General features: G+C 58.8%; 19 protein-coding genes and 1 other RNA gene. 9 read left to right on the top strand and 11 right to left on the bottom strand.

Annotated features, from left to right (window positions below):
* Positions 1–8 precede the first annotated feature (8 nt).
* Positions 9–1,241 carry an MFS transporter gene (locus ABLV76_RS01725; RefSeq protein WP_348878147.1) on the top strand — a complete coding sequence of 411 codons (1,233 nt, stop codon included), beginning with the start codon at positions 9–11 and terminating at the stop codon, positions 1,239–1,241.
* A 64-nt stretch (positions 1,242–1,305) separates the two neighbouring features.
* Here the strand turns inward: ABLV76_RS01725 and ABLV76_RS01720 are convergent, their stop codons facing one another.
* Complete coding sequence (locus ABLV76_RS01720) at positions 1,306–2,337, bottom strand: methionine synthase (RefSeq protein WP_004203106.1); 1,032 nt, start codon at positions 2,335–2,337, stop codon at positions 1,306–1,308.
* A 23-nt stretch (positions 2,338–2,360) separates the two neighbouring features.
* A complete protein-coding gene (locus tag ABLV76_RS01715) occupies positions 2,361–3,338 on the bottom strand; it encodes a DUF1852 domain-containing protein (RefSeq protein WP_004203107.1) in 978 nt (325 codons plus the stop codon).
* Between the two features lie 597 nt (positions 3,339–3,935).
* Between ABLV76_RS01715 and ABLV76_RS01710 the strand changes: the two genes are divergently transcribed.
* Positions 3,936–4,256 carry a hypothetical protein gene (locus ABLV76_RS01710; RefSeq protein ID WP_004203108.1) on the top strand — a complete coding sequence of 107 codons (321 nt, stop codon included), beginning with the start codon at positions 3,936–3,938 and terminating at the stop codon, positions 4,254–4,256.
* Positions 4,257–4,354: 98 nt separating this feature from the next.
* Here ABLV76_RS01710 and ABLV76_RS01705 read toward each other — a convergent pair whose 3' ends face one another.
* The 3 genes from ABLV76_RS01705 to ABLV76_RS01695 all read right to left on the bottom strand — a co-directional run bounded on the left by ABLV76_RS01705 (position 4,355) and on the right by ABLV76_RS01695 (position 8,269).
* Positions 4,355–4,603 (bottom strand): GlsB/YeaQ/YmgE family stress response membrane protein, encoded by a 249-nt coding sequence (locus tag ABLV76_RS01705; protein WP_004203110.1) that lies wholly within the window; start codon positions 4,601–4,603, stop codon positions 4,355–4,357.
* A gap of 202 nt (positions 4,604–4,805) precedes the next feature.
* A complete protein-coding gene (menI, locus tag ABLV76_RS01700) occupies positions 4,806–5,216 on the bottom strand; it encodes a 1,4-dihydroxy-2-naphthoyl-CoA hydrolase (RefSeq protein WP_004203111.1) in 411 nt (136 codons plus the stop codon).
* Positions 5,213–8,269 carry an FAD-binding and (Fe-S)-binding domain-containing protein gene (locus ABLV76_RS01695; protein ID WP_348878155.1) on the bottom strand — a complete coding sequence of 1,019 codons (3,057 nt, stop codon included), beginning with the start codon at positions 8,267–8,269 and terminating at the stop codon, positions 5,213–5,215. The genes menI and ABLV76_RS01695 overlap by 4 nt, the downstream gene beginning before the upstream one ends.
* Positions 8,270–8,487: 218 nt before the next feature.
* Between ABLV76_RS01695 and ydiK the strand changes: the two genes are divergently transcribed.
* On the top strand, positions 8,488–9,600 hold the full coding sequence (ydiK, locus tag ABLV76_RS01690; protein ID WP_004203114.1) for an AI-2E family transporter YdiK: 1,113 nt from the start codon (positions 8,488–8,490) through the stop codon (positions 9,598–9,600).
* Between the two features lie 190 nt (positions 9,601–9,790).
* Positions 9,791–9,898: antisense sRNA RprA (gene rprA / locus ABLV76_RS01685), an RNA gene on the top strand.
* 85 nt (positions 9,899–9,983) lie between these two features.
* Here rprA and ppsA read toward each other — a convergent pair.
* Positions 9,984–12,362, bottom strand: a complete 2,379-nt coding sequence (gene ppsA, locus ABLV76_RS01680) for a phosphoenolpyruvate synthase (protein ID WP_218810856.1) — start codon at positions 12,360–12,362, stop codon at positions 9,984–9,986.
* Positions 12,363–12,437: 75 nt separating this feature from the next.
* On the opposite strand from ppsA, the gene ABLV76_RS01675 reads away from it, so the two are divergent.
* The 4 genes from ABLV76_RS01675 (at position 12,438) to hemP (ending at position 15,070) form a co-directional block, all read left to right on the top strand.
* Positions 12,438–12,557, top strand: a complete 120-nt coding sequence (locus tag ABLV76_RS01675) for a hypothetical protein (protein ID WP_004203117.1) — start codon at positions 12,438–12,440, stop codon at positions 12,555–12,557.
* Positions 12,558–12,701: 144 nt separating this feature from the next.
* Positions 12,702–13,535, top strand: coding sequence for a pyruvate, water dikinase regulatory protein (locus ABLV76_RS01670; protein ID WP_002909061.1), 834 nt, complete (start codon positions 12,702–12,704; stop codon positions 13,533–13,535).
* A gap of 154 nt (positions 13,536–13,689) precedes the next feature.
* Positions 13,690–14,736, top strand: coding sequence for a 3-deoxy-7-phosphoheptulonate synthase AroH (gene aroH, locus ABLV76_RS01665; RefSeq protein ID WP_004203118.1), 1,047 nt, complete (start codon positions 13,690–13,692; stop codon positions 14,734–14,736).
* Positions 14,737–14,890: 154 nt separating this feature from the next.
* Positions 14,891–15,070: a hemin uptake protein HemP gene (hemP, locus tag ABLV76_RS01660; protein WP_023290103.1), complete on the top strand. Its 180-nt coding sequence runs from the start codon at positions 14,891–14,893 to the stop codon at positions 15,068–15,070.
* A 29-nt stretch (positions 15,071–15,099) separates the two neighbouring features.
* Here hemP and selO read toward each other — a convergent pair whose 3' ends face one another.
* The 4 genes from selO to ABLV76_RS01640 all read right to left on the bottom strand — a co-directional run bounded on the left by selO (position 15,100) and on the right by ABLV76_RS01640 (position 18,502).
* Positions 15,100–16,542, bottom strand: a complete 1,443-nt coding sequence (gene selO / locus ABLV76_RS01655) for a protein adenylyltransferase SelO (RefSeq protein WP_348878146.1) — start codon at positions 16,540–16,542, stop codon at positions 15,100–15,102.
* Positions 16,543–16,655: 113 nt separating this feature from the next.
* On the bottom strand, positions 16,656–17,120 hold the full coding sequence (locus ABLV76_RS01650; RefSeq protein ID WP_002909082.1) for an NlpC/P60 family protein: 465 nt from the start codon (positions 17,118–17,120) through the stop codon (positions 16,656–16,658).
* Between the two features lie 81 nt (positions 17,121–17,201).
* Positions 17,202–17,951 carry a vitamin B12 ABC transporter ATP-binding protein BtuD gene (btuD, locus tag ABLV76_RS01645; RefSeq protein ID WP_043519798.1) on the bottom strand — a complete coding sequence of 250 codons (750 nt, stop codon included), beginning with the start codon at positions 17,949–17,951 and terminating at the stop codon, positions 17,202–17,204.
* Positions 17,951–18,502, bottom strand: a complete 552-nt coding sequence (locus ABLV76_RS01640; RefSeq protein ID WP_004203124.1) for a glutathione peroxidase — start codon at positions 18,500–18,502, stop codon at positions 17,951–17,953. Before ABLV76_RS01640 ends, btuD begins: the two co-directional genes overlap by 1 nt.
* Before the next feature lie 236 nt (positions 18,503–18,738).
* On the opposite strand from ABLV76_RS01640, the gene ABLV76_RS01635 reads away from it, so the two are divergent.
* Positions 18,739–19,539 carry a MetQ/NlpA family lipoprotein gene (locus ABLV76_RS01635; protein WP_004203125.1) on the top strand — a complete coding sequence of 267 codons (801 nt, stop codon included), beginning with the start codon at positions 18,739–18,741 and terminating at the stop codon, positions 19,537–19,539.
* A 45-nt stretch (positions 19,540–19,584) separates the two neighbouring features.
* Here the strand turns inward: ABLV76_RS01635 and btuC are convergent, their stop codons facing one another.
* A complete protein-coding gene (gene btuC / locus ABLV76_RS01630; RefSeq protein ID WP_032456262.1) occupies positions 19,585–20,562 on the bottom strand; it encodes a vitamin B12 ABC transporter permease BtuC in 978 nt (325 codons plus the stop codon).
* Positions 20,563–20,662: the final 100 nt, after the last annotated feature.

Raw genomic sequence — 20,662 nt, 5'->3', positions numbered from 1 at the left:
GGGCGAGTATGCCTCTCTTCCCCCTGCGCCCTGCCGCGACCCTCTGGCCTCCCGTTTTACTGGGAAGCCAGTTCGTTTTTAATATTGGCTTTTATGCGGTCGTCCCTTTCCTTGCCCTCTTCCTGCGCGACGAGATGCTGCTTTCCGGCGGGCTTATCGGCCTGATCCTCGGGCTGCGCACCTTCTCTCAGCAGGGCATGTTTATCATCGGCGGGACGCTGGCCGACCGCTACGGCACTAAGGCGATCATCCTCGCCGGCTGCGTGGTCCGCGTTGCCGGCTATCTGCTGCTGGCGTGCGGCACAACGCTGGAGCCGATTATCCTCGGCGCCTGCCTGACCGGCGTCGGCGGGGCGCTGTTTTCCCCGTCGATCGAGGCCCTGCTGGCGCGAACCGGGACCCACAGCCAGGCCAACGGAAAACGCAGCCGCGCCGAGTGGTTTGCGCTGTTTGCGGTGTGCGGTGAGCTGGGGGCGGTTATCGGCCCGGTGGCCGGGGGGCTGCTGAGCGGGATCGGCTTTCGGCATATCGCCCTCGCCGGTGCGGGGCTATTTCTTCTGGCGCTGCTGGTGCTCTTTTTCTGTCTGCCCGCCGACGGGCAGCGGACACAAACGCGCAGCCAGGTTCCGTGGTGGACCCCTTTGCGCCAGCCGCGCTTTGTCGCGTTTATTCTCGCCTACAGTTCATGGCTGTTGAGCTACAACCAGCTGTACCTCGCCCTGCCGGTGGAGATCCAACGCGCAGGCGGCCGTGAGCAGGATCTGGCGCCGCTTTTTATGCTGGCCTCGCTGTTGATTATCACCCTGCAGCTTCCCCTCGCCCGCTTCGCACGACGTATTGGCGCCGTGCGCATCCTGCCGGTGGGCTTTCTGCTACTGTCGGCTTCCTTCGTCAGCGTGGCGTTATTCGCCGACTCGCCGCCCGCCGCCGGCTGGCTGCGATTATTGCCGTCGGCCTGCTTTGTCACGCTGCTCACCCTCGGCCAGATGCTGCTGGTGCCCTCAGCCAAGGATCTCATCCCGCTGTTTGCCGAGGAGTTGACGCTGGGCGCCCACTACGGGGCGCTCGCCACTGCGGGTGGGTGCGCGGTGTTAGCCGGGAATTTGCTGCTCGGCCATTTGCTTGACCAGGCGCTCACCCCCTCGCCGCAGGCGGTCTATCCCTGGCTTCTGCTGGCGCTGTTTCCGTTGTGCAGTGCCGTGGCCCTGCGGGCGATCTGCCGCCCGCTGGCGGCAACCTGACGCTGAGCGGGTAACGGCCCGCTCAGGAGGTTAACCGGGAGAAGCGCACGAAAGCCAGTCCGCCTTATTTTACCGCCAGCTCGCGGCGAACGATCTCGGCACCGGCGCTTAAGGCGTGCAGTTTGCCGGTCGCGACCTGGCGCGGCAGCGGCGCCATACCGCAGTTGGTGGAGGGGTAGAGCTTGTCGGCATCGACGAACGCCAGCGCCTTGCGCAGGGTAGCAGCCACCTCTTCCGGAGTTTCAATCGCATGGCTGGCGACATCGATCGCCCCGACCATCACCTTTTTACCGCGGATCAACTCCAGCAGATCCATCGGCACCCGCGAGTTGTGGCACTCGAGAGAGATAATATCGAGGGACGATTTCTGCAGCTGCGGGAAGGCCTCCTCATACTGACGCCACTCTGAGCCCAGCGTTTTTTTCCAGTCGGTATTGGCCTTGATGCCGTAGCCGTAGCAGATATGCACTGCCGTCTCGCACTTCAGCCCTTCAGTGGCTCGTTCCAGCGCGGCGATCCCCCAGTCGTTCACCTCATCGAAGAAGACGTTGAAGGCCGGCTCATCGAACTGAATAATATCGACCCCGGCGGCCTCTAACTCTTTCGCTTCCTGATTGAGGATTTTGGCGAACTCCCAGGCCAGCTTTTCCCGACTTTTATAGTGATTGTCATACAGCGTATCGATCATGGTCATGGGGCCCGGCAGCGCCCATTTTATCGGCTGACTGGTGAGCTGACGCAGATAGCGCGCGTCCTCAACGAAGACCGGTTTCTGGCGCTCTACGGCGCCCACCACGGTTGGAACACTGGCCTCATAGCGGTTACGAATTTTCACGATCTCGCGTTTGGCAAAATCAACGCCGCTGAGGTGTTCAATAAAGGTGGTGACAAAGTGCTGCCGCGTTTGCTCGCCGTCGCTGACAATATCGATCCCGGCCCGCAGCTGGTCGTCGAGGGACAAACGCAGGGCGTCGCGCTTGCCGGCCAGTAATTCTTCGCTGGACAGTTTCCAGGGCGACCACAGGGTCTCTGGCTGCGCCAGCCAGGAAGGTTTCGGTAAACTGCCAGCGGTGGAGGTCGGAAGCCATGTTTTCATAATAAGTAGCCTTTTATATTGGTTTAGCAACGCGCGAAGTTAGCAGACCATTGCTCAAGCAACGTCTTGTGCGGGTCGATAAAATGTTGTTGTGTAAATTTACCCTGCTCTATCGCCAACAGGCTGCGCTCTTCCCGGTCATACACAATTTTGGTGACGGAATGATCCAGGTGATTGAGATTGGGCTGATAGTATTGCCCCGCCGCGGAATTCGCGTTGTAAATCTCCGGACGATATATTTTTTGAAACGTCTCCATCGTGCTGATGGTCGCGATCAGCTCCAGGCTGGTGTAATCGCTGAGCAGATCGCCGGAAAAATAGAAGGCCAACGGCGCGACGCTGTGTTTCGGCATAAAATAGCGCACCTGCAGCCCCATTTTGCTGAAATAGCGCTCGGTCAGCGAGACGCCTTCCTGGGCATATTCAATACCGAGAACCGGATGTTCGTTACCGGTGCGACGATAAACATCTTTGCTGGATACGCTCAGACAAATCACCGGCGCCTTGCTGAAACTGGTCTTATAGGCGCTGGATTGCACGAAATCCTTAAAGATATTGCCGTGCAGCTCGCCAAAGTTTTCGGGCACGCTGAAGCGGCTCTGGTCTTTATTATGCTCCAGCAGCAGCACGCTAAAATCATAATCCCGTACCCAGGAAGAGAAGTTATTGCCGACGATACCGGCATGGCGCTCACCGGTTTTTTTATCGACAATATGCGTTTGCAGGATCTCTATCACCGGAAAACTGGCGGCATCAGCAATATTCATCTCGACAGAAATAATATCCAGTTCCACCGCATAGCGATCGTTGTAGGGATTATCCCAGTGCGCCAGGGTATTAAACCGGTTATTCATCATGATTAACGTATTGCGCAGATTGTCCTGACGGCTCTCCCCTCTCGCCAAATTGGCAAAATTGGTGGTAATACGCGTATTTTCCGCAGGGTTATAATTTTCATCAAACCGGCTGCGCTTAATCGTATAGGTAAATTCGTTATTCATGGCGATTGTCCATCCTGGTGTCGGGCATAAAGCGGAATAAGCGGAGTACTCTCCACTGGCGACGCAGAGTCAGACCTGGCGCGCTTCAACCGGTAAATGTTGTTGATTCGTTAATGGGTCTATTTTTGCCAGAGTCGGTGATGGAGGGAAAGCGACTTAAATTCATTGCAACATGAGCTATCCTCATGTTGCTCCGCTAAGGGCAAGGTGCGGTTCGCGGTATCATCATGAAGCCATGGTCAGGCGCGGCAGTTCAGGCAACGCCAGGCTAATAATCGTTTGTCCAGGGAATGCATGCAGGGTACAATCTTTAACCACTATAATACGTGCTGTGACCTGGCCGCCGTACCCGTTTGCTGGAGCTTTTGTCGTAAAGAATGATTGTTGATATCAGTATTATGTCGATGTGCATGGCCGTGCTGCTGATTATGAGCGTACTGCTGAATTAAGAGGCTCCCGAACACAATGACACCCGCTCTCATCTGACCTTCACATTCGCGAGGAATAAAGGAGATTCAGAGGATTCGCGCCGCACGGCATTGTCCCGCCTGCCGCCGCCCTCTACTCTTTATGCACTTGCTTATCGAGGATAACCAGATGAAAAAAGCTCTCTTTGCGCTGTTCGCTATTGCTGCCGTGGCCGCCGCCAGCGCTTTTGCGGCTGATAAAACCGACGCTCCGACGCCCGCTGTCGACAACGGCGGCCGTCCTCCGCTGGAGATGGGTCATGGTCCCCTGCCGCCGTTCCCGCCACCGTTTCCGCCGCGCAAGCCGGTGCTGTTTTCAGCAACGGTCGCGACCGATACGCCGGCGGAAACCATTAACAAACTAACCGCCCTGATCCCGACCGGTCAGGCGAAGCACTACGAAGTTCACGTGGAGGTGGTGCCGGTTGCGGAGGATGCCGACGGGCAGTAGCCCTGGCGTGGGTACGCTGCCTGAGTCCTGCGATAATAAAAAAGCTGCCGCGATAAGCGGCAGCTTTTGTTAACTTGAATAAAACAGAATGCAGAGAATTAGCTGCGCACTTTACGGTAGATAAACAGCACAACCAGCGCACCGATTACCGCCACCACGAAGCTGCCGAAATTAAACCCGTCGACTTTGCCAAAACCAAAGAAGGTACTGATCCAGCCGCCGACCACGGCGCCGATGATCCCCAGAATAATGGTTACAATAAACCCGCCGCCGTCTTTCCCCGGCATAATCCACTTGGCTAAAATACCGGCAATAAGTCCAAAAATGATCCAGGAAAGAATACCCATGGTTAACCGTCCTCTTGTTACCTTTATGCATTTCGTATTGAAAAGAGTAGCATATATAACGAGATTGGATCGGTAATAATCTATTTATTAGATAATTTCTTGCCGCTGCGCGGTAGTGTTCTCACGCCATCTCTCGCGCTGCCAGGCCCTTTGCCGCTTATTACCTTGAAAAAAGGGAGGCTATTCGCCTCCCCCTTACGGTTTATATTACCGCGGTGGTTAGCCGCGATGAACAGCACAATCGCGACTGTTCGTCGAAGATTTCAATTTGCCAGACCTGATGGCGAGTCCCGACGTGCAGCGCTTTGCACACGCCCCGCACCCGGCCCCCACGCGCTGAACGGATGTGGTTGGCGTTAACCTCCAGCCCCACCACCTTCTGTTCGCCTTCGCTGCACAGATAACCCGCCACCGACCCCAGCGTCTCCGCCAGCACCACCGACGCCCCGCCGTGCAGCAGACCAAACGGCTGCTGGGTGCGGCCATCCACCGGCATGGTGGCCTCCAGCGTATCGTCGGTAAACGTCTCAAAGCGAATATCCAACAGCCCTACCATGTTTCCCTCACCGAGCCGGTTGAGCTGCTCCAGCGTGGTCTGACGTTTCCAAATCATCCGATTATCTCCAGTAACGCCTGCAGCGGGTGGCGAACGCCGCTGCCTTCAATGCGCTTCACCTGGCTGCGGCAGGAGTAGCCCGTCACCAGACAGCGGTTACGCGGCAGCCGCTGCATCGCCTGCTGCCAGGAGAGCGCGTAAATGGCCAGCGAGTTGGCATGGTTTTTCACTTCATGACCATAGGTGCCTGCCATCCCGCAGCACCCAACGCTGACGTTTTCCAGCTTCGCGCCGAAGTGGGCAAAAATCTCTGCCCACTGCTTTGTCGCCGCCGGCAGCGCGGTCACTTCCGTACAATGACCGAACAGGTACCAGGGCTCGCCGCCGAGATCGGGACGGGCGTCGGTCGACAGGGCCTTCGGCAACCACTCATGCACCAGCATGACCTGGAAATCGCCGCGCTTGTCGCCGAGCGTTTGCTTATATTCATCGCGGTAGCAAAGCACCAGCGCCGGATCGACGCCGACCAGCGGCATCCCCAACTGCGCCACGCGGTTAAGGAAGTCTGCCGTTTTCTGCGCGGTGCGCGCGAAGCGGGTCAGGAATCCTTTAATATGCTGCGCCTTGCCGTTCGGCGAGAACGGCAGGAGCACCGGCTGATAGCCTAAGGCCTCGACCAGACGGATAAAGTCAGCCACCACCTGAGCGTCGTAATAGCTGGTGAAGGGATCCTGCACCACCAGCACCATCTTCGCCTTCTGCTCGTCGCTCAGCGCTTCGAGCTGCTCAAGGGTCATATTGGCGGAGCGGTGGCCGGCCATCTGCTGCTTCAGCGACGGCGCCGAGAGCAGCGGCAGATCGACCATCCCGATATGCTTCTCCGACAGCTTTTTCAGCCACGGCTGGTTAATGAAGAAGTTAAAGGTCTTCGGCGCCTGGGCCATCAGCGGCGCATAGGACTCCACCGACGCCACCAGATGATCCCGCACCGGACGCAGATAGCGGCTGTGATACAGCTGCAGGAAGCGCGAGCGGAACTCCGGGACATCGATTTTGATCGGGCACTGGGTCGAACAGGCTTTGCAGGCCAGACAGCCGGACATCGCCTCTTTGACCTCGTGCGAGAAGTCATATTCCCCTTTGCGCGCATGCCAGCTGTTACGGGTGCGCGCCACCAGCGAGCGCAGGCTAACGCCCTGCTCCGGCAGCGCCTTCTCCAGCTGATTGGGATCGACGCCGCGATCCGCCAGCAGACGCAGCCATTCACGCACCAGCGTCGCCCGCCCTTTCGGCGAGTGGATGCGCTGGTTGCTGACTTTCATCGACGGACACATCGGACTTTTTACGTCAAAGTTGAAGCACAACCCGTTGCCATTACACTCCATCGCCCCGCGCCAGCTGCTGCGCACCGCGATGGGGATCTGCCGATCCCAGGTGCCACGCTTCACCGCGTCGACTTTCATCATCGGCGCGTCGACTCCTTCCGGAGGGCAGATTTTCCCTGGGTTCAGGCGGTTATCGGGATCGAAGACCGCTTTGATCTTCCTAAGTTCGCCGTACAGCGCCTCGCCAAAGAAGGCCGGGCTGTACTCCGCGCGAAAGCCTTTGCCATGTTCGCCCCACAGCAGGCCGCCATACTTCGCCGTCAGCGCCACCACATCGTCGGAGATCTGCTTCATCAGCACCTCCTGCTGCGGATCGCACATGTCCAGCGCCGGGCGCACATGCAGCACCCCGGCGTCGACGTGGCCAAACATGCCGTAGCTCAGGCCGTGGCTGTCGAGCAGCGCGCGGAACTCGACGATATAATCCGCCAGGTGTTCGGGCGGGACGCAGGTATCCTCGGCAAAGGGGATCGGCTTGGCGGCACCTTTAGCATTACCCAACAGGCCTACCGCCTTCTTGCGCATGGCATAGATGCGCTCCACGCCATCAAGATCGTGACAAACCTGCCAGCCGATGACTCCCGCCTCGCTGCGGGCCATCAGCTCGTCCAGCCGCTGGCACAGGGTGGTGACCTGCTGGTCAATCAGCGCCGCGTCATCCCCGGCGAATTCGACGATATTCAGCCCGAGCATCTCTTTATCCGGTACGTCGGTGATCAGTTCGTTCACCGAGTGCCAGACGATATCCTCGCGCGCCAGATTGAGGACCTTAGAGTCGACGGTCTCCACCGACAGGGCCTTGGCTTCCACCATAAAGGGTGCATTACGCAGCGCAGAGTCAAAGGAGTCATATTTGACGTTGACCAGCCGGCGCACCTTCGGCAGGCGGGTAATATCCAGCCGCGCTTCGGTGATAAACGCCAGCGTCCCTTCCGAACCGGTTAAAATTCGGGTCAGGTCGAACTCGCTCATCTCATCGTTAAAGACGTGGCGCAGATCGTATCCGGTGAGGAAGCGGTTGAGTTTGGGAAACTTATCCATGATCAGCTCGCGCTGCGCCTTGCAGCGCTGGTAGACCGTGTTGTAGATCCGGCCGATCGTCGAGGGCGTATTGCCCAGCGTCTCCGCCAGCGCCACCGGCACCGCCTGGGTATCGAGGATATCACCGCCCATCAGCACCGCCCGCAGGCCAAGCACGTGATCCGACGTCTTACCGTACACCAGCGATCCCTGTCCGGACGCGTCGGTGTTAATCATCCCGCCCAGGGTAGCGCGGTTGCTGGTGGAGAGCTCCGGGGAAAAGAAATAGCCAAAGGGCTTGAGAAACTGATTCAGCTGATCTTTGATGACTCCGGCTTCAACGCGCACCCAACCCTCTTCGGGGTTGATTTCGATAATGCGGTTCATATAGCGGGACATATCGACGATAATTCCGCCGTTCAGCGCCTGGCCGTTAGTGCCGGTGCCGCCGCCGCGCGGGGTGAAGATCAGCGATTTAAAGCGTGGTTCGGCGGCGACGCGCGCCAGTAGCGCGACGTCTGCCGTGGAACGTGGAAAAAGGACCGCATCCGGCAGCAGCTGATAGACGCTGTTGTCGGTGGCCATCGTCAGCCTGTCGGCATAGCTGGTGGCGGTATCGCCGGTAAAACCCTGTTGCTCCAGTACCTGCAAAAAATTCAGCACCAGCTGAACTACCCCTGGCGCCTGAGAAATTTGTGGGATCATCACACTTGACCCTGCCTGACTATGTTGTGTTTGAAAATATTGTGTTGGTGCTAACTAAACGTTTGCGTAGCGCATTCAACTTTTTATCACATTTTTTTCATATGCGCCCACGTGTTTTCTGTGCAAAATCAGCCCGGCAAAATTATTGATATTATTATCAGTACATGGATTTACGCGGCGCCAGCTTTTTGGCGCGACTGGAAAGGTAAAATTTATCTATGATTAACCCCCATCAGCCTCGGGACATACCGCAAATACTGCTGTCGGTGCTGTTCCTGGCCCTGATTATCATATCCTGCCTGTGGGTTGTGCAGCCGTTTATTCTGTCCTTCGCCTGGGCCGGCACCGTGGTGATCGCCACCTGGCCGGTGCTGCTGCGTCTGCAGCGTGTGCTGTTCGGCAAACGGATGCTGGCGGTGCTGGCGATGACCCTGCTGCTGTTTTTGCTATTCGTTATTCCTATCGCTCTGCTGGTCAACAGCCTGGTGGATAACAGCGTTCCGCTGATCAAACTCATCAGCAGCGGAAATGTGACGCTGCCGGATTTCGCCTGGCTCAACAGCGTGCCGCTGGTGGGCGATAAGCTCTACTCCGCCTGGCATGGCCTGCTGGATATGGGCGGCTCGGCGATTATGGCCAAGGTTCGCCCCTATATTGGCACCACTACCAGCTGGTTTGTCGGTCAGGCGGCGCACATCGGCAAGCTTCTGGTCTACTGCGGTTTGATGCTGCTGTTCAGCGCGTTGCTCTACTGGCGCGGTGAGCAGGTGGCCTACGGTTTCCGCTATTTCGCCACGCGCCTGGCGGCTAAACGCGGTGACGCCGCCGTGCTGCTGGCCGGCCAGGCCGTGCGCGCCGTGGCGCTGGGCGTGGTGGTGACAGCCCTCACCCAGGCGGTGCTGGGCGGTATCGGCCTTGCCATCTCCGGCGTGCCCTACGCCGCTCTGCTGACCGTGGTGATGATCTTTACCTGTCTGGTCCAGCTCGGGCCTTTGCTGGTTCTGGTGCCGTCGATTATCTGGCTTTACTGGAGCGGGGACACCACCTGGGGCACCGTGCTGCTGGTGTGGAGCTGCGTGGTCGGCACCATGGACAACGTTATCCGCCCGGTGCTTATCCGCATGGGCGCCGACCTGCCGATGATCCTCATTCTTACCGGCGTCATTGGCGGCCTGATCGCCTTCGGCATGATCGGTCTGTTTATCGGTCCGGTGCTGCTGGCCGTCTCCTGGCGCCTGTATGACGCCTGGGTGCACGAAGTGCCGCCGCCGCCGAAAGACCCCGACGTCGTGCTCGAAGAGCTCAGCGAGCTGGAGGCCGGGCGTAAGTAGTGCATTGTCAGGCGGGGAGACCCGCCTGTTTCCCCGCCAGCACAATTGTTAAGCAAAATTTATTGATCGCCGGCTCAACGCCAGACTTGTAGGCCCCTCACCCGCGTTTCACCTTCAGGGCCTTCACAACAATTTAACTATTGAGAGGAATCTGATCGACGGCAAAGGCCCCGCTGCCTACTATTAGCTCACGGTTATAAATCAACACCTTGATTTATAAGCATGGAAATCCCCTGAGTGAAACAACGAATTGCTGTGTGTAGTCTTTGCCCATCTCCCACGATGGGCTTTTTTTTGTCCTGCGCTCACGACACCTGGCGCTCTGACACAGGCAAAAAAAATCCCCGGCATCGCTGCCGGGGATCGGTGTTGTCAGGGCGAACTTATTTATTCAGTTCCGCCAGACCTAACCAGGTTTGCACCACGGTGTCCGGGTTGAGGGACAGGCTATCGATCCCCTCCTCCATCAGCCAGGCGGCAAAATCTTCATGGTCAGACGGCCCCTGGCCGCAGATGCCGACGTATTTACCCTGCTGCTTCGCGGCGCGGATCGCCATCGACAGCAGGGCTTTCACCGCGTCGTTGCGTTCATCAAACAGCTCAGAGACCACGCCGGAGTCGCGGTCCAGACCGAGCGCCAGCTGGGTCATGTCGTTCGAACCGATGGAGAAGCCGTCGAAGTATTCGAGGAACTGCTCCGCCAGCAATGCGTTCGACGGGATCTCGCACATCATAATGATCTTCAGCCCGTTCTCGCCGCGCTTCAGCCCCTGACGCTCCAGCTCTTCGACCACCGCTTTCGCCTGGGCAACGGTACGGACGAACGGCACCATCACTTCAACGTTGGTCAGCCCCATGTCGTTACGCACGCGCTTCATGGCTTCACATTCCAGCGCGAAGCAGTCGCGGAAGCTTTCGGAAACGTAGCGTCCGGCACCGCGGAAGCCGAGCATCGGGTTCTCTTCTTCCGGCTCATAGCGCTCGCCGCCTACCAGGTTGGCGTATTCGTTCGACTTGAAGTCCGACAGACGCACGATCACCCGTTTCGGATAGAAAGCGGCACCGAGGGTGGCGATCCCTTCGGTCAGGCGGCCAACGTAGAACTCTCTCGGCGAATCGTAGCCTTTCATCAGCTCGCGGATTTCGTTCTGCAGGCCCGGCTCCTGGTCGTCAAACTCCAGCAGCGCGCGCGGGTGCACGCCAATCATGCGGTTGATGATAAACTCCAGCCGCGCCAGACCCACGCCTTCGTTCGGCAGGCAGGCGAAGTCGAAGGCGCGATCCGGGTTGCCGACGTTCATCATCACCTTCAGCGGCAGATCCGGCATGTCGCCGACGCTGGAGCTCTTGACGCTGAAGTCGAGCAGCTCGGCGTAGACATAGCCGGTATCGCCTTCGGCGCAGGAGACGGTCACGTTCTGGTTTTCCTGAATGCGATCGGTGGCATCGCCGCAGCCGACCACCGCCGGAATACCCAGCTCACGGGCGATGATCGCCGCGTGGCAGGTACGGCCGCCGCGGTTGGTGACGATCGCCGAGGCTTTCTTCATGATCGGTTCCCAGTCCGGGTCGGTCATATCGGTAACCAGCACGTCGCCCGGCTCAATGCGGTTCATCTCGCTGATATCGTGGATCACCTTCACCGGACCGGCGCCAATGCGATGGCCGATGGCGCGCCCTTCGGCGATGATCTGCCCCTGAGCGTGGAGGGTATAACGCTCCATCACCTGGCCGCAGGAACGCACGGTTTCCGGACGCGCCTGGACGATAAACAGCTTACCGGTGTGGCCATCTTTCGCCCACTCGATATCCATCGGACGGCCGTAGTGCTTCTCGATCTGCACCGCCTGCTTCGCCAGCTCCTGCACCTCCTCGTTGGTTAACGAGAAGATATCGCGCTGCGCCTGCGGCACATCTTCGATACGCACCTGCTTGCCGTGCTCCTGGGTCGGCGCGTAAACCATGCGGATCTTTTTCGAGCCCATGGTGCGGCGCACGATCGCCGGGCGGCCAGCGGCCAGCGTCGGTTTGTGGACGTAGAATTCGTCCGGGTTCACCGCGCCCTGCACCACCATCTCGCCCAGACCCCACGCCGAGGTGATAAACACCACCTGGTCAAAGCCGGATTCGGTATCGATGGAGAACATGACGCCGGAGGAGGCCAGATCGGAGCGGACCATCCTCTGCACCCCGGCGGAGAGCGCCACGCCGCGATGATCGTAACCCTGATGCACGCGATAGGAGATCGCGCGATCGTTAAACAGTGAAGCAAATACGTGCTTCACGGCAACGAGCACGGCGTCAAAGCCCTGCACGTTGAGGAATGTCTCTTGCTGCCCGGCGAAGGAGGCGTCCGGCATATCTTCCGCGGTGGCGGAAGAGCGCACGGCGAATGAGGCCTCGGCGTCATCGGCGGACAGCAGGTCATAAGCATCGCGAATCGCGTTTTCCAGTTCGCTCTGGAAGGGGGTATCGATGATCCACTGTCGGATCTGCGCGCCCGCTTTCGCTAATGCGGAAACGTCGTCAATGTCGGTTTCATCCAGCAGCGCATAGATGCGCTGGTTAACACCGCTTTGGTCCAGGAACTGGTTGAAAGCATCAGCGGTGGTGGCAAACCCGTTAGGTACGGAAACACCCATACCGGACAGATTCGTAATCATTTCACCAAGGGAGGCATTTTTGCCCCCAACTCTGTCTACATCATTCATGCCGAGTTGGTTATACCAAAGCACCAGCGGTGACGAGCCATTGTTGGACATCGAGACAATCCTTTTGTGATTTAATACCAGTGAAAAAAATTTCACGATCGACTGCAAGATTATCCTGACATATTTATGGTGCTGAAAAAAACGGTGAATCGTTCAAGCAAATTATTTTTTCTTTTTTCGGACTGTTCCTCTGATATAGATAACTTGATGATTTTTAGGAATTATGACGAGAAACGCTGGAAATAACGGCAAAAAAAAGAAAATGAACCACCCTTTTCATAAAAAACAAAAATAGTGTTTCAATTTTAACAAGAGACAAATCAAACAGGGATATGCTTAAATTTAATATCCGCTTTCAGGCAATTAAACTCATTATACCGGATGGTCAAAATGGAAAGTGCTGTAGATCGCCACGTATTTTATATTTCTGACGGTACCGCCATTACGGCGGAGGTGCTGGGACATGCCGTCATGTCGCAATTCCCGGTCGCCATCAGCAGCGTGACCCTGCCGTTTGTGGAAAATATCAGCCGTGCGCGGGCGGTGAAAGAGCAGATTGACGCGATTTATCAGCAAACGGGCATCCGCCCGCTGGTGTTCTATTCCATCGTCATTCCGGAGATCCGCGATATCATTCTGCAAAGCGAGGGCTTTTGTCAGGATATCGTTCAGGCGCTGGTGGCCCCGCTGCAGCAGGAGCTCAACCTCGACCCGACCCCGGTGGCGCACCGCACCCACGGCCTGAACCCCGGGAACCTGATCAAATACGATGCGCGTATCGCCGCCATCGATTACACCCTCGCCCATGACGATGGCATCTCGCTGCGCAACCTTGACCAGGCGCAGGTGATCCTCCTCGGCGTGTCGCGCTGCGGCAAGACGCCCACCAGTCTGTACCTCGCCATGCAGTACGGCATTCGCGCCGCCAACTATCCGTTTATCGCCGACGATATGGACAATCTGGTTCTGCCGGCCTCGCTGAAACCCCTGCAGCATAAGATGTTCGGCCTGACCATCAATCCGGAACGTCTGGCGGCGATCCGCGAGGAGCGCCGGGAGAACAGCCGCTACGCCTCGCTGCGCCAGTGTCGGATGGAAGTGACCGAAGTGGAGGCGCTGTATCGCAAGAATAAAATCCCCTGCCTGAACAGCACCAACTATTCCGTTGAGGAAATAGCGACAAAAATCATGGACATCATGGGGCTGAATCGCAGGATGTACTAATACACTAGTACATTATTAAAAATTTGTTTATGCTATCACCCGTGGCCTATACAGGATCATGCCCTGCTCTTGCAATAAGCAGGGATTGGTTTATCGTGATGCGCATCACTTCCCGGCATTTTCGCTGGCGAAGAAACAGATTTTTGAGACCCCAATGAATAAAACAGACGAATTGCGTACCGCGCGCATTGAAAGCCTGGTAACGCCCGCGGAGCTGGCCCAGCGCCATCCCGTTACGGCCGACGTGGCCGCCCACGTCTCGGCCTCCCGTCGCCGAATTGAAAAAATCCTCAACGGCGAAGACCGCCGCCTGCTGGTGATTATCGGCCCCTGCTCCATTCACGACACCGACGCGGCGATGGAGTATGCCCGCCGCCTGCAGACCATGCGCGAGCGCTACCAGCCGCAGCTGGAGATCGTGATGCGCACCTACTTTGAAAAACCCCGTACTGTGGTGGGCTGGAAAGGCTTAATCTCCGATCCGGACCTCAACGGCAGCTACCGGGTCAACCACGGGATTGAGCTGGCACGGCGCCTGCTGCTGCAGGTCAATGAGCTGGGGGTGCCGACGGCCACCGAGTTTCTCGATATGGTGACCGGTCAGTTTATCGCCGATCTCATCAGCTGGGGAGCCATCGGGGCGCGCACCACTGAAAGTCAGATCCACCGTGAAATGGCTTCGGCGCTCTCCTGCCCGGTCGGGTTTAAAAACGGCACCGACGGCAATACGCGCATCGCCGTGGACGCCATCCGCGCCTCCCGCGCCAGCCATATGTTCCTCTCCCCGGACAAGCAGGGGCAGATGACGATTTACCAGACCAGCGGCAACCCGTTCGGGCATATCATTATGCGCGGCGGCAAACGGCCGAACTATCACGCCGAGGACATCGCCGCCGCCGGCGAGGCGCTGCGGGAATTCGATCTGCCGGAGCAGCTGGTGGTCGACTTCAGCCATGGCAACTGCCAGAAGCAGCATCGCCGTCAGCTGGAGGTGTGCGCCGATATCTGTCAGCAAATTCGCGCGGGCTCTACCGCCATCGCCGGCATTATGGCGGAGAGCTTCCTGCAGGAAGGGACCCAGAAAGTGGTTCCCGGCCAGCCGCTGGCCTGGGGCCAGTCGATCACCGATCCCTGCCTGAGCTGGGAAGACAGCGAACGTTTATTGAGTGAGCTGGCGGCCGCCACGGCCACCCGTCTGTGACCGCTCCGCCCGCCGCGCATGCGGTGGGCGCCCCCCTTCTGACATTCCCTACCAAATTCGGTAACACGAGAAATAACGCTTGCCGTCAAAAACAACATTATTGATAATGATTATCATTGTTGCTTTGATTTTTATTTTGAGAGCTATGACGCGTATGGATAACACTGCCACAGCTGAAAAACCAAAAGACAATGCCCCCTATCCCGTGGCGACGGACAGACAGATCAGCAGTCGGGTTCTGTTAGGCAGCGAAGGCCGGGTAGTCATTGAGCATGGCGGCCAGCGCTATCTGCTGCGCCAGACCCACGCCGGGAAGTTAATCCTGACCAAATAGTCGCCCCGCGGTGCGCGGGGCGAGGCGAGTTAGCTCGAGCAGCTGACTTCCAGACGTTTCCCCCAGTCTGGCGGCCGGCGGACGTAGTCGTCCTCGCGATCGGTGAAGGGATCGGCCAGCGCGGCATGCAGACGCTCCAGCTCCCCCATATCGCCAGCCTCAGCCTGCTCGATGGCCCGCTGCGCCAGCCAGTTACGTAATACCAGCGCCGGGTTGACGCCCTGCATCCGCTGCTGGCGCTGGGCATCCCCCACCTGTTCATCACGCAGCCGCGCGCGATATCCGGCGAACCAGCTGTGGAAAGCTGCACGGTCGATAAACTCGTCGCGCAGCGGCGAGGCGGCGCTGAGCTGTTCGCTGTGGCTCAGCAGGCGGAACGTTCGGGTATAGTCGCTTCTCTCGCGGATCATCAGGGCAAACAGACCGTCGAGCAGGTCGTTATCCCCTTTCTGCTGGCTGAACAGGCCAAGCTTGTCGCGCATCCGCTGGCCATAGGCGGTCAGCAAGGCGTGCTGATACTCATCCAGCGTCGCATTCAGCGCTTCGGCGCTGATAAACGGCGACAGCGACTGGGCCAGACGCTGCAGATTCCACAGCCCCACCGCCGGCTGGTTTTCAAAACTGTAGCGCCCCTGATAGTCGGAATGGTTGCAGATGAAGTCCGGCTGAAAATCGTCAAGGAAGCCATACGGGCCGTAGTCGATGGTCAAACCGAGAATCGACATGTTGTCGGTATTCATCACCCCATGGGCAAAGCCCACGGTTTGCCAGCTGGCGATGGTCTGCGCGGTACGCGTGACAACGTCACGGAACCATAACAGGTACTTGTCCGCCTCATCCTGCAGCTGCGGCCAGTGGTGGCGAATGACATAGTCGGCCAGCTGCTGGACCTTCTGCGGCTCGCGACGATAGTAAAAATGTTCGAAATGGCCAAAGCGGACATGGCTCTCGGCCACCCGCATCAGCATCGCGCCAGGCTCCACGCGCTCGCGGTAGACCGGCGTATCGCTGGTCACCATCGCCAGGGCGCGCGTCGTCGGGATCCCCAGGGCGTTCATCGCCTCTGACGCCAGACTCTCCCGGATCGTCGAGCGCAGCACGGCGCGGCCGTCTCCCATCCGCGAATAGGGGGTCAGGCCGGCGCCTTTCAGATGCCAGTCGTAACGACGGCCATCCGCCAGCTGCTGCTCGCCGAGCAGGATCCCGCGGCCGTCGCCCAGCTGGCCGGCCCAGGCGCCAAACTGATGGCCGCTGTATACCTGCGCCAGCGGGGACATGCCCGGGAGCAGCGCTTCCCCGCCCCAGACGCCGGCCCCGCTTTCAGGCGCAAACAGCGCGTCAGGGACGCCCAGCTGTTGCGCCAGCGGGGCGTTGCGCCAGATGAGTCGGGCGTTATCCAGCGGCGTTGGTGACAGGGAAGTGTAAAAGTCCGGCAGTTCATCCCGCCAGTGGGTGGTAAAAGAAAGGGTCATGGTTCCTCCTCTCTCCAGTGTAGTGCCTGGAACAGCGGATTAACACGGGCGGAGTGCAGGGTTATCGGCATAAAAAAGGGAAGCGCTCGCTTCCCTCAGGCCGCTGAATGACGTCAGATACGCCGCGCCTGCCAGAACTTTTTGTTCCAGTAGACGTTATCCAGCGAGGAACGGGTGACGCCCTGACTGGTGGAGGCATGTATAAACTGGTTATCGGTATCGTAGATGCCGACGTGCAGGCCGCTTTCGCCTGAGCCGGTTTTGAAGAACACCAGATCGCCAGGCAGCAGATCGCGCTTATCAATCCGGGTACCGATTTCCGCCTGCTCGCGGGTTTCGCGCGGCAGCTGGAGGGCAAATTTATCGCGAAACGTGCGCACCACAAAGCCGGAGCAGTCGACGCCGCGCGGCGTCATGCCGCCGTAGCGATACGGTGCGCCGCGCCAGCTGCGCAGCTGCTCGTTCAGATTCGCCACCACCGTAATGGAGTCAGCCAGCCGAGGATTCGGCGGCGGTGCCCGATGGCTGCTGCAGCCGGCTAAAATTAACGCCGCCGCCAACATGAACCAGAAGCGCATTTCAGATGATCCCTCTGTCCCTAGTCTCTTTATCGCAATAATTTAGCTTGTTTATCAATATAGTGACAAGATAACTGCGTGCTACTGTGACGCGATGAGCATAATATGACCGGCCACCTCCACGCGCTGGAACGGGATCGCATAGGCGGCGGTTAAATTTTCCTCATTCAGCACCTCGGCGGTCTCCCCGCAGGCGATGGCTTCCCCCTGGCAGAGCAGCCAGCTCTGTCCGGCATGGCGCAAAGTGTGGTTGAGATCGTGACTGCTCATCACCACCGCAATTCCCGCCGCGCTTAGCTCGCGTAACAGCCGATCCAGCGCCGCCTGCTGGGCCACATCCAGACTGTTCATCGGCTCATCCAGCAGCAGCAGTTGACCCATGGGATTGCTTAAGGGATCGATCTGCAGGATCACTGCCGCCAGCCGCACGCGCTGCCACTCGCCGCCCGACAGCTGATTGACCGGACGGCCCAGCTTATTGTCCAGACCAAGCCGGGCCGCGATATCGCTCAGACGGGCGCTATCACCCTGCTGCTGCATATGCAGCGCCAGGTAGTGCCACACCGGCATGGCGAACGGCGGGGTCTGGTGTTGACACAGATATCCGCGACGGCGCGCCAGCTCCGTCGCCGGCCACTCGTCAAGCCGTCGTCCGTTAAAATGAATCGTACCGGGGCCGTCGGACAGTCCCGCCATGCGGGCCAGCAGCGTGCTCTTCCCTGCGCCGTTAGGCCCCACCAGGTGGACGATCTCCCCGGCGCGAAAGGCCGCAGAAAACGGGGCCAAACGCCCCGCCGCTTCTACATCCTGTAGCTGCATCAGAAACGACATTATTTCGCCAGCGCTCCTTTAATCGCCGCCACCAGCTGCGGATCGTCCGGCGTCATGTCCGGAGAGAAGCGCTGAATGACGTTGCCCTGGCGATCGACGAGGAATTTTTCGAAATTCCACAGAATGTCGTCCACGTACAGCGGCGCCCGGCCCTTGCTGGCCATCCGCTCATAAAAACCGCTGCCTTCCGGGGCCACCGCCTTCGGCGCGGCGGCAACCAGCTTTTGATAGAGCGGCGCGCGATGTTCGCCGTTGACGTCAATCTTGCTGAACAGCGGGAAGGTGACGCCGTAGGTGGTGCTGCAGAAGGTCTTAATCTCTTCTTCACTGCCCGGCTCCTGGCCGAGGAACTGGTTGCAGGGGAAGCCCAGGACGCTGAAGCCCTCGCCGGCAAACTGCTTTTGCAGGTCCTCCAGTTGCTCGTACTGCGGCGTCAGGCCGCATTTGGAGGCCACATTGACGATCAGCAGTACCTTGCCGGCAAAGGATGCCAGGGTGGTTTTCTCGCCATCAATGGTCGTCACTTCGGTATTCAGAATGTCATGTTGCATAGCCTGTCCTCAATGGATAAACCGGTTTCCGGTGAAGGTGATCCCTATCTACTGTAGCGGATTCAGCGCCCGCCATTCTACTGCCAATCCCCGCGAGTTGTCGCATGATGTAACAGCGCTTCGCTGCCCGTCGGCAACATGAAATCCTCTCAATTGGGCAGGCAACCATTTCCGTGTACAGTGTTCCATGAATGTAATATGGTTTTGTTACTTGTTAATTTAAGAGAGTTTTATTGATGAAGAAGTTGTTTAGCCTGGCGTTAATCGCCGCCTCTGTCGCCCTGCTGAGCGCCTGCTCTCCGGATGAAGATAATAAAGTGAAAGTCGCTATCAATACCGGGCCGGACGAAGCCATCTGGAAAGTAGTGGAGCAGGTAGCGAAGGATAAATATCACCTCGACGTCGAAGTGGTCTCCTTCAATGATTACGTGCTGCCTAACGAAGCGCTGAACAACAAAGATGTGGATGCCAACGCCTTCCAGACCCTGCCTTACCTTGAGGCGCAGTCGAAGGAGCGCGGCTATAAATTCGCGGTGGTGGGTAAAACCTTTGTCTTCCCTATCGCCGCCTATTCACATCGTATCAAAAATATCAGCGAGCTCCCTGAGGGGGCGACAGTGACCATCTCTAATGAAACCACCACCCTGGGCCGCAGCCTGCTGCTGCTTCAGGCGCAGGGACTGCTCAAGCTGAAACCGGGCGTCGGCTATTTACCCACCACGCTGGATATCATCGACAACCCAAAACAGCTGAAAATTGTGGAGGTGGATACCCCGCAGCTGACTCGTACTCTGGATGACCCGAACGTCAGCCTGTCAATCATTAACACCAACTTCTCCGCCCAGGCCGGCCTGTCGGCCGCCCGCGACGGCCTGTTCATGGAGGGACCGGATTCCCCTTACGTGAATGCGATCGTCGCCCGCGAGGATAACAAGGACAGCAAGAAAATTCAGGAACTGAAAGCCGCCTTCCAGACCAGTGAAGTCGCGGAAAAAGCGAAGGAAGTCTACAAAGGCGACGCGATCAAAGGCTGGTAAGCCCGAGCCGGCGCCGTCCCTGCAGACGGCGTCGCGCTATCCCCGTCACCGCGAGCGCAGCAGCAACCAGATAAAGACCGGCGCGCCCAGCGTCGCCGTCACCACGCCAATCGGCAGCTCAGCGGCGGAAAGCGCCAGCCGGGCGATAATATCCGCCCCCAGCAAAGCGCTTGCCCCCGCCAGCATGCAGGCCGGGAGCAACACCCGGTGATCGCTCAAGCCGCACAGCCGCAGAATGTGTGGGATCACCAGGCCGATAAAGCCAATCGCCCCCGCCAGCGCCACGCTCACGCCGACCATCCAGCCGGTCGCCACCACCAGCAGCTTGCGCCACAGCCACAGCGGCAGCCCGAGCTGACGGGCGGAGACTTCGCCCAGCGCCAGTAAATTCAGGGGTTGTGACTGCAGACAGACCCAGCAGAGCACCGGCAGGAGGGCTATCATCAGCCACAGCTGCTGCCAGTCGACGCCGCCAAACCCGCCCATCATCCAGTACATCAGCTGCCGCAGGTCAAAAGAGGTGGAGAAGTACACCGCCCAGGTCATCAGGGCGCTGCAGATGATGCCCAGCGCCACCCCCGCCAGCAGCAGACGGCTGGTGGAAAGATGGCGGCGGGCGAAACGCAGCAGAATAAAGGTGATCAGCAGCGCGCCGAGGATCGCGCACAGCCCAAGCGCCCAGCCTGGTAACAGGCCTTTGCCCAACAGGACGGCGGCAATCAGCCCGACGCCCGCGCCGTTGGAGACGCCCAGCAGACCCGGTTCCGCCAGCGGATTTTCAAACAGCGCCTGCATTATCGCCCCGGAGAGCGCCAGCGCCGCCCCCACCAGCAGCACCGCCAGGGTCCGCGGCAGGCGGATCTGCCAGATAAACAGATGCCCCTTGGCGCTGAACCACTCGCCGGGCGGGATCCATTGATCCCCCGCGCACAGACTGATCAGCAGGGTGACCAGCAGCAACAGCGTTAAACCAAAGAGCCAACGCCGGCTGCGGCGCTGTTGGAGATGGGCGAGAGTCAGCATAGATTCCATTACGCACTGGGAACAAGAGGCTGATTTTACGGTGGCTGTCGCGGTGAGAAAAGGAAAACCTCACAGCCAAACGTCGACGCGGAGGAGGCTC

This window comes from Klebsiella sp. GB_Kp047, assembly GCF_040065235.1.
Taxonomy (GTDB): Bacteria; Pseudomonadota; Gammaproteobacteria; order Enterobacterales; family Enterobacteriaceae; genus Klebsiella; species Klebsiella quasipneumoniae.
Note: the sequence above shows the minus strand (reverse complement) of the source record. Positions and strands in the feature narration are given on the sequence as shown.

Coding starts and splice junctions, on each gene's coding strand:
- selO (WP_348878146.1), bottom strand. CDS start 16,542: ATGACCCTTTCTTTTACCACCCACTGGCGGGATGAACTGCCGGACTTT.
- ABLV76_RS01720 (WP_004203106.1), bottom strand. CDS start 2,337: ATGAAAACATGGCTTCCGACCTCCACCGCTGGCAGTTTACCGAAACCT.
- menI (WP_004203111.1), bottom strand. CDS start 5,216: ATGATTTGGAAACGTCAGACCACGCTGGAGCAGCTCAACCGGCTCGGT.
- hemP (WP_023290103.1), top strand. CDS start 14,891: ATGGATAACACTGCCACAGCTGAAAAACCAAAAGACAATGCCCCCTAT.
- ABLV76_RS01715 (WP_004203107.1), bottom strand. CDS start 3,338: ATGAATAACGAATTTACCTATACGATTAAGCGCAGCCGGTTTGATGAA.
- ABLV76_RS01695 (WP_348878155.1), bottom strand. CDS start 8,269: ATGATCCCACAAATTTCTCAGGCGCCAGGGGTAGTTCAGCTGGTGCTG.
- btuC (WP_032456262.1), bottom strand. CDS start 20,562: ATGCTGACTCTCGCCCATCTCCAACAGCGCCGCAGCCGGCGTTGGCTC.
- btuD (WP_043519798.1), bottom strand. CDS start 17,951: ATGTCGTTTCTGATGCAGCTACAGGATGTAGAAGCGGCGGGGCGTTTG.
- aroH (WP_004203118.1), top strand. CDS start 13,690: ATGAATAAAACAGACGAATTGCGTACCGCGCGCATTGAAAGCCTGGTA.
- ABLV76_RS01650 (WP_002909082.1), bottom strand. CDS start 17,120: ATGCGCTTCTGGTTCATGTTGGCGGCGGCGTTAATTTTAGCCGGCTGC.
- ABLV76_RS01725 (WP_348878147.1), top strand. CDS start 9: ATGCCTCTCTTCCCCCTGCGCCCTGCCGCGACCCTCTGGCCTCCCGTT.
- ABLV76_RS01710 (WP_004203108.1), top strand. CDS start 3,936: ATGAAAAAAGCTCTCTTTGCGCTGTTCGCTATTGCTGCCGTGGCCGCC.
- ydiK (WP_004203114.1), top strand. CDS start 8,488: ATGATTAACCCCCATCAGCCTCGGGACATACCGCAAATACTGCTGTCG.
- ABLV76_RS01705 (WP_004203110.1), bottom strand. CDS start 4,603: ATGGGTATTCTTTCCTGGATCATTTTTGGACTTATTGCCGGTATTTTA.
- ABLV76_RS01670 (WP_002909061.1), top strand. CDS start 12,702: ATGGAAAGTGCTGTAGATCGCCACGTATTTTATATTTCTGACGGTACC.
- ABLV76_RS01640 (WP_004203124.1), bottom strand. CDS start 18,502: ATGCAACATGACATTCTGAATACCGAAGTGACGACCATTGATGGCGAG.
- ABLV76_RS01635 (WP_004203125.1), top strand. CDS start 18,739: ATGAAGAAGTTGTTTAGCCTGGCGTTAATCGCCGCCTCTGTCGCCCTG.
- ppsA (WP_218810856.1), bottom strand. CDS start 12,362: ATGTCCAACAATGGCTCGTCACCGCTGGTGCTTTGGTATAACCAACTC.
- ABLV76_RS01675 (WP_004203117.1), top strand. CDS start 12,438: ATGGTGCTGAAAAAAACGGTGAATCGTTCAAGCAAATTATTTTTTCTT.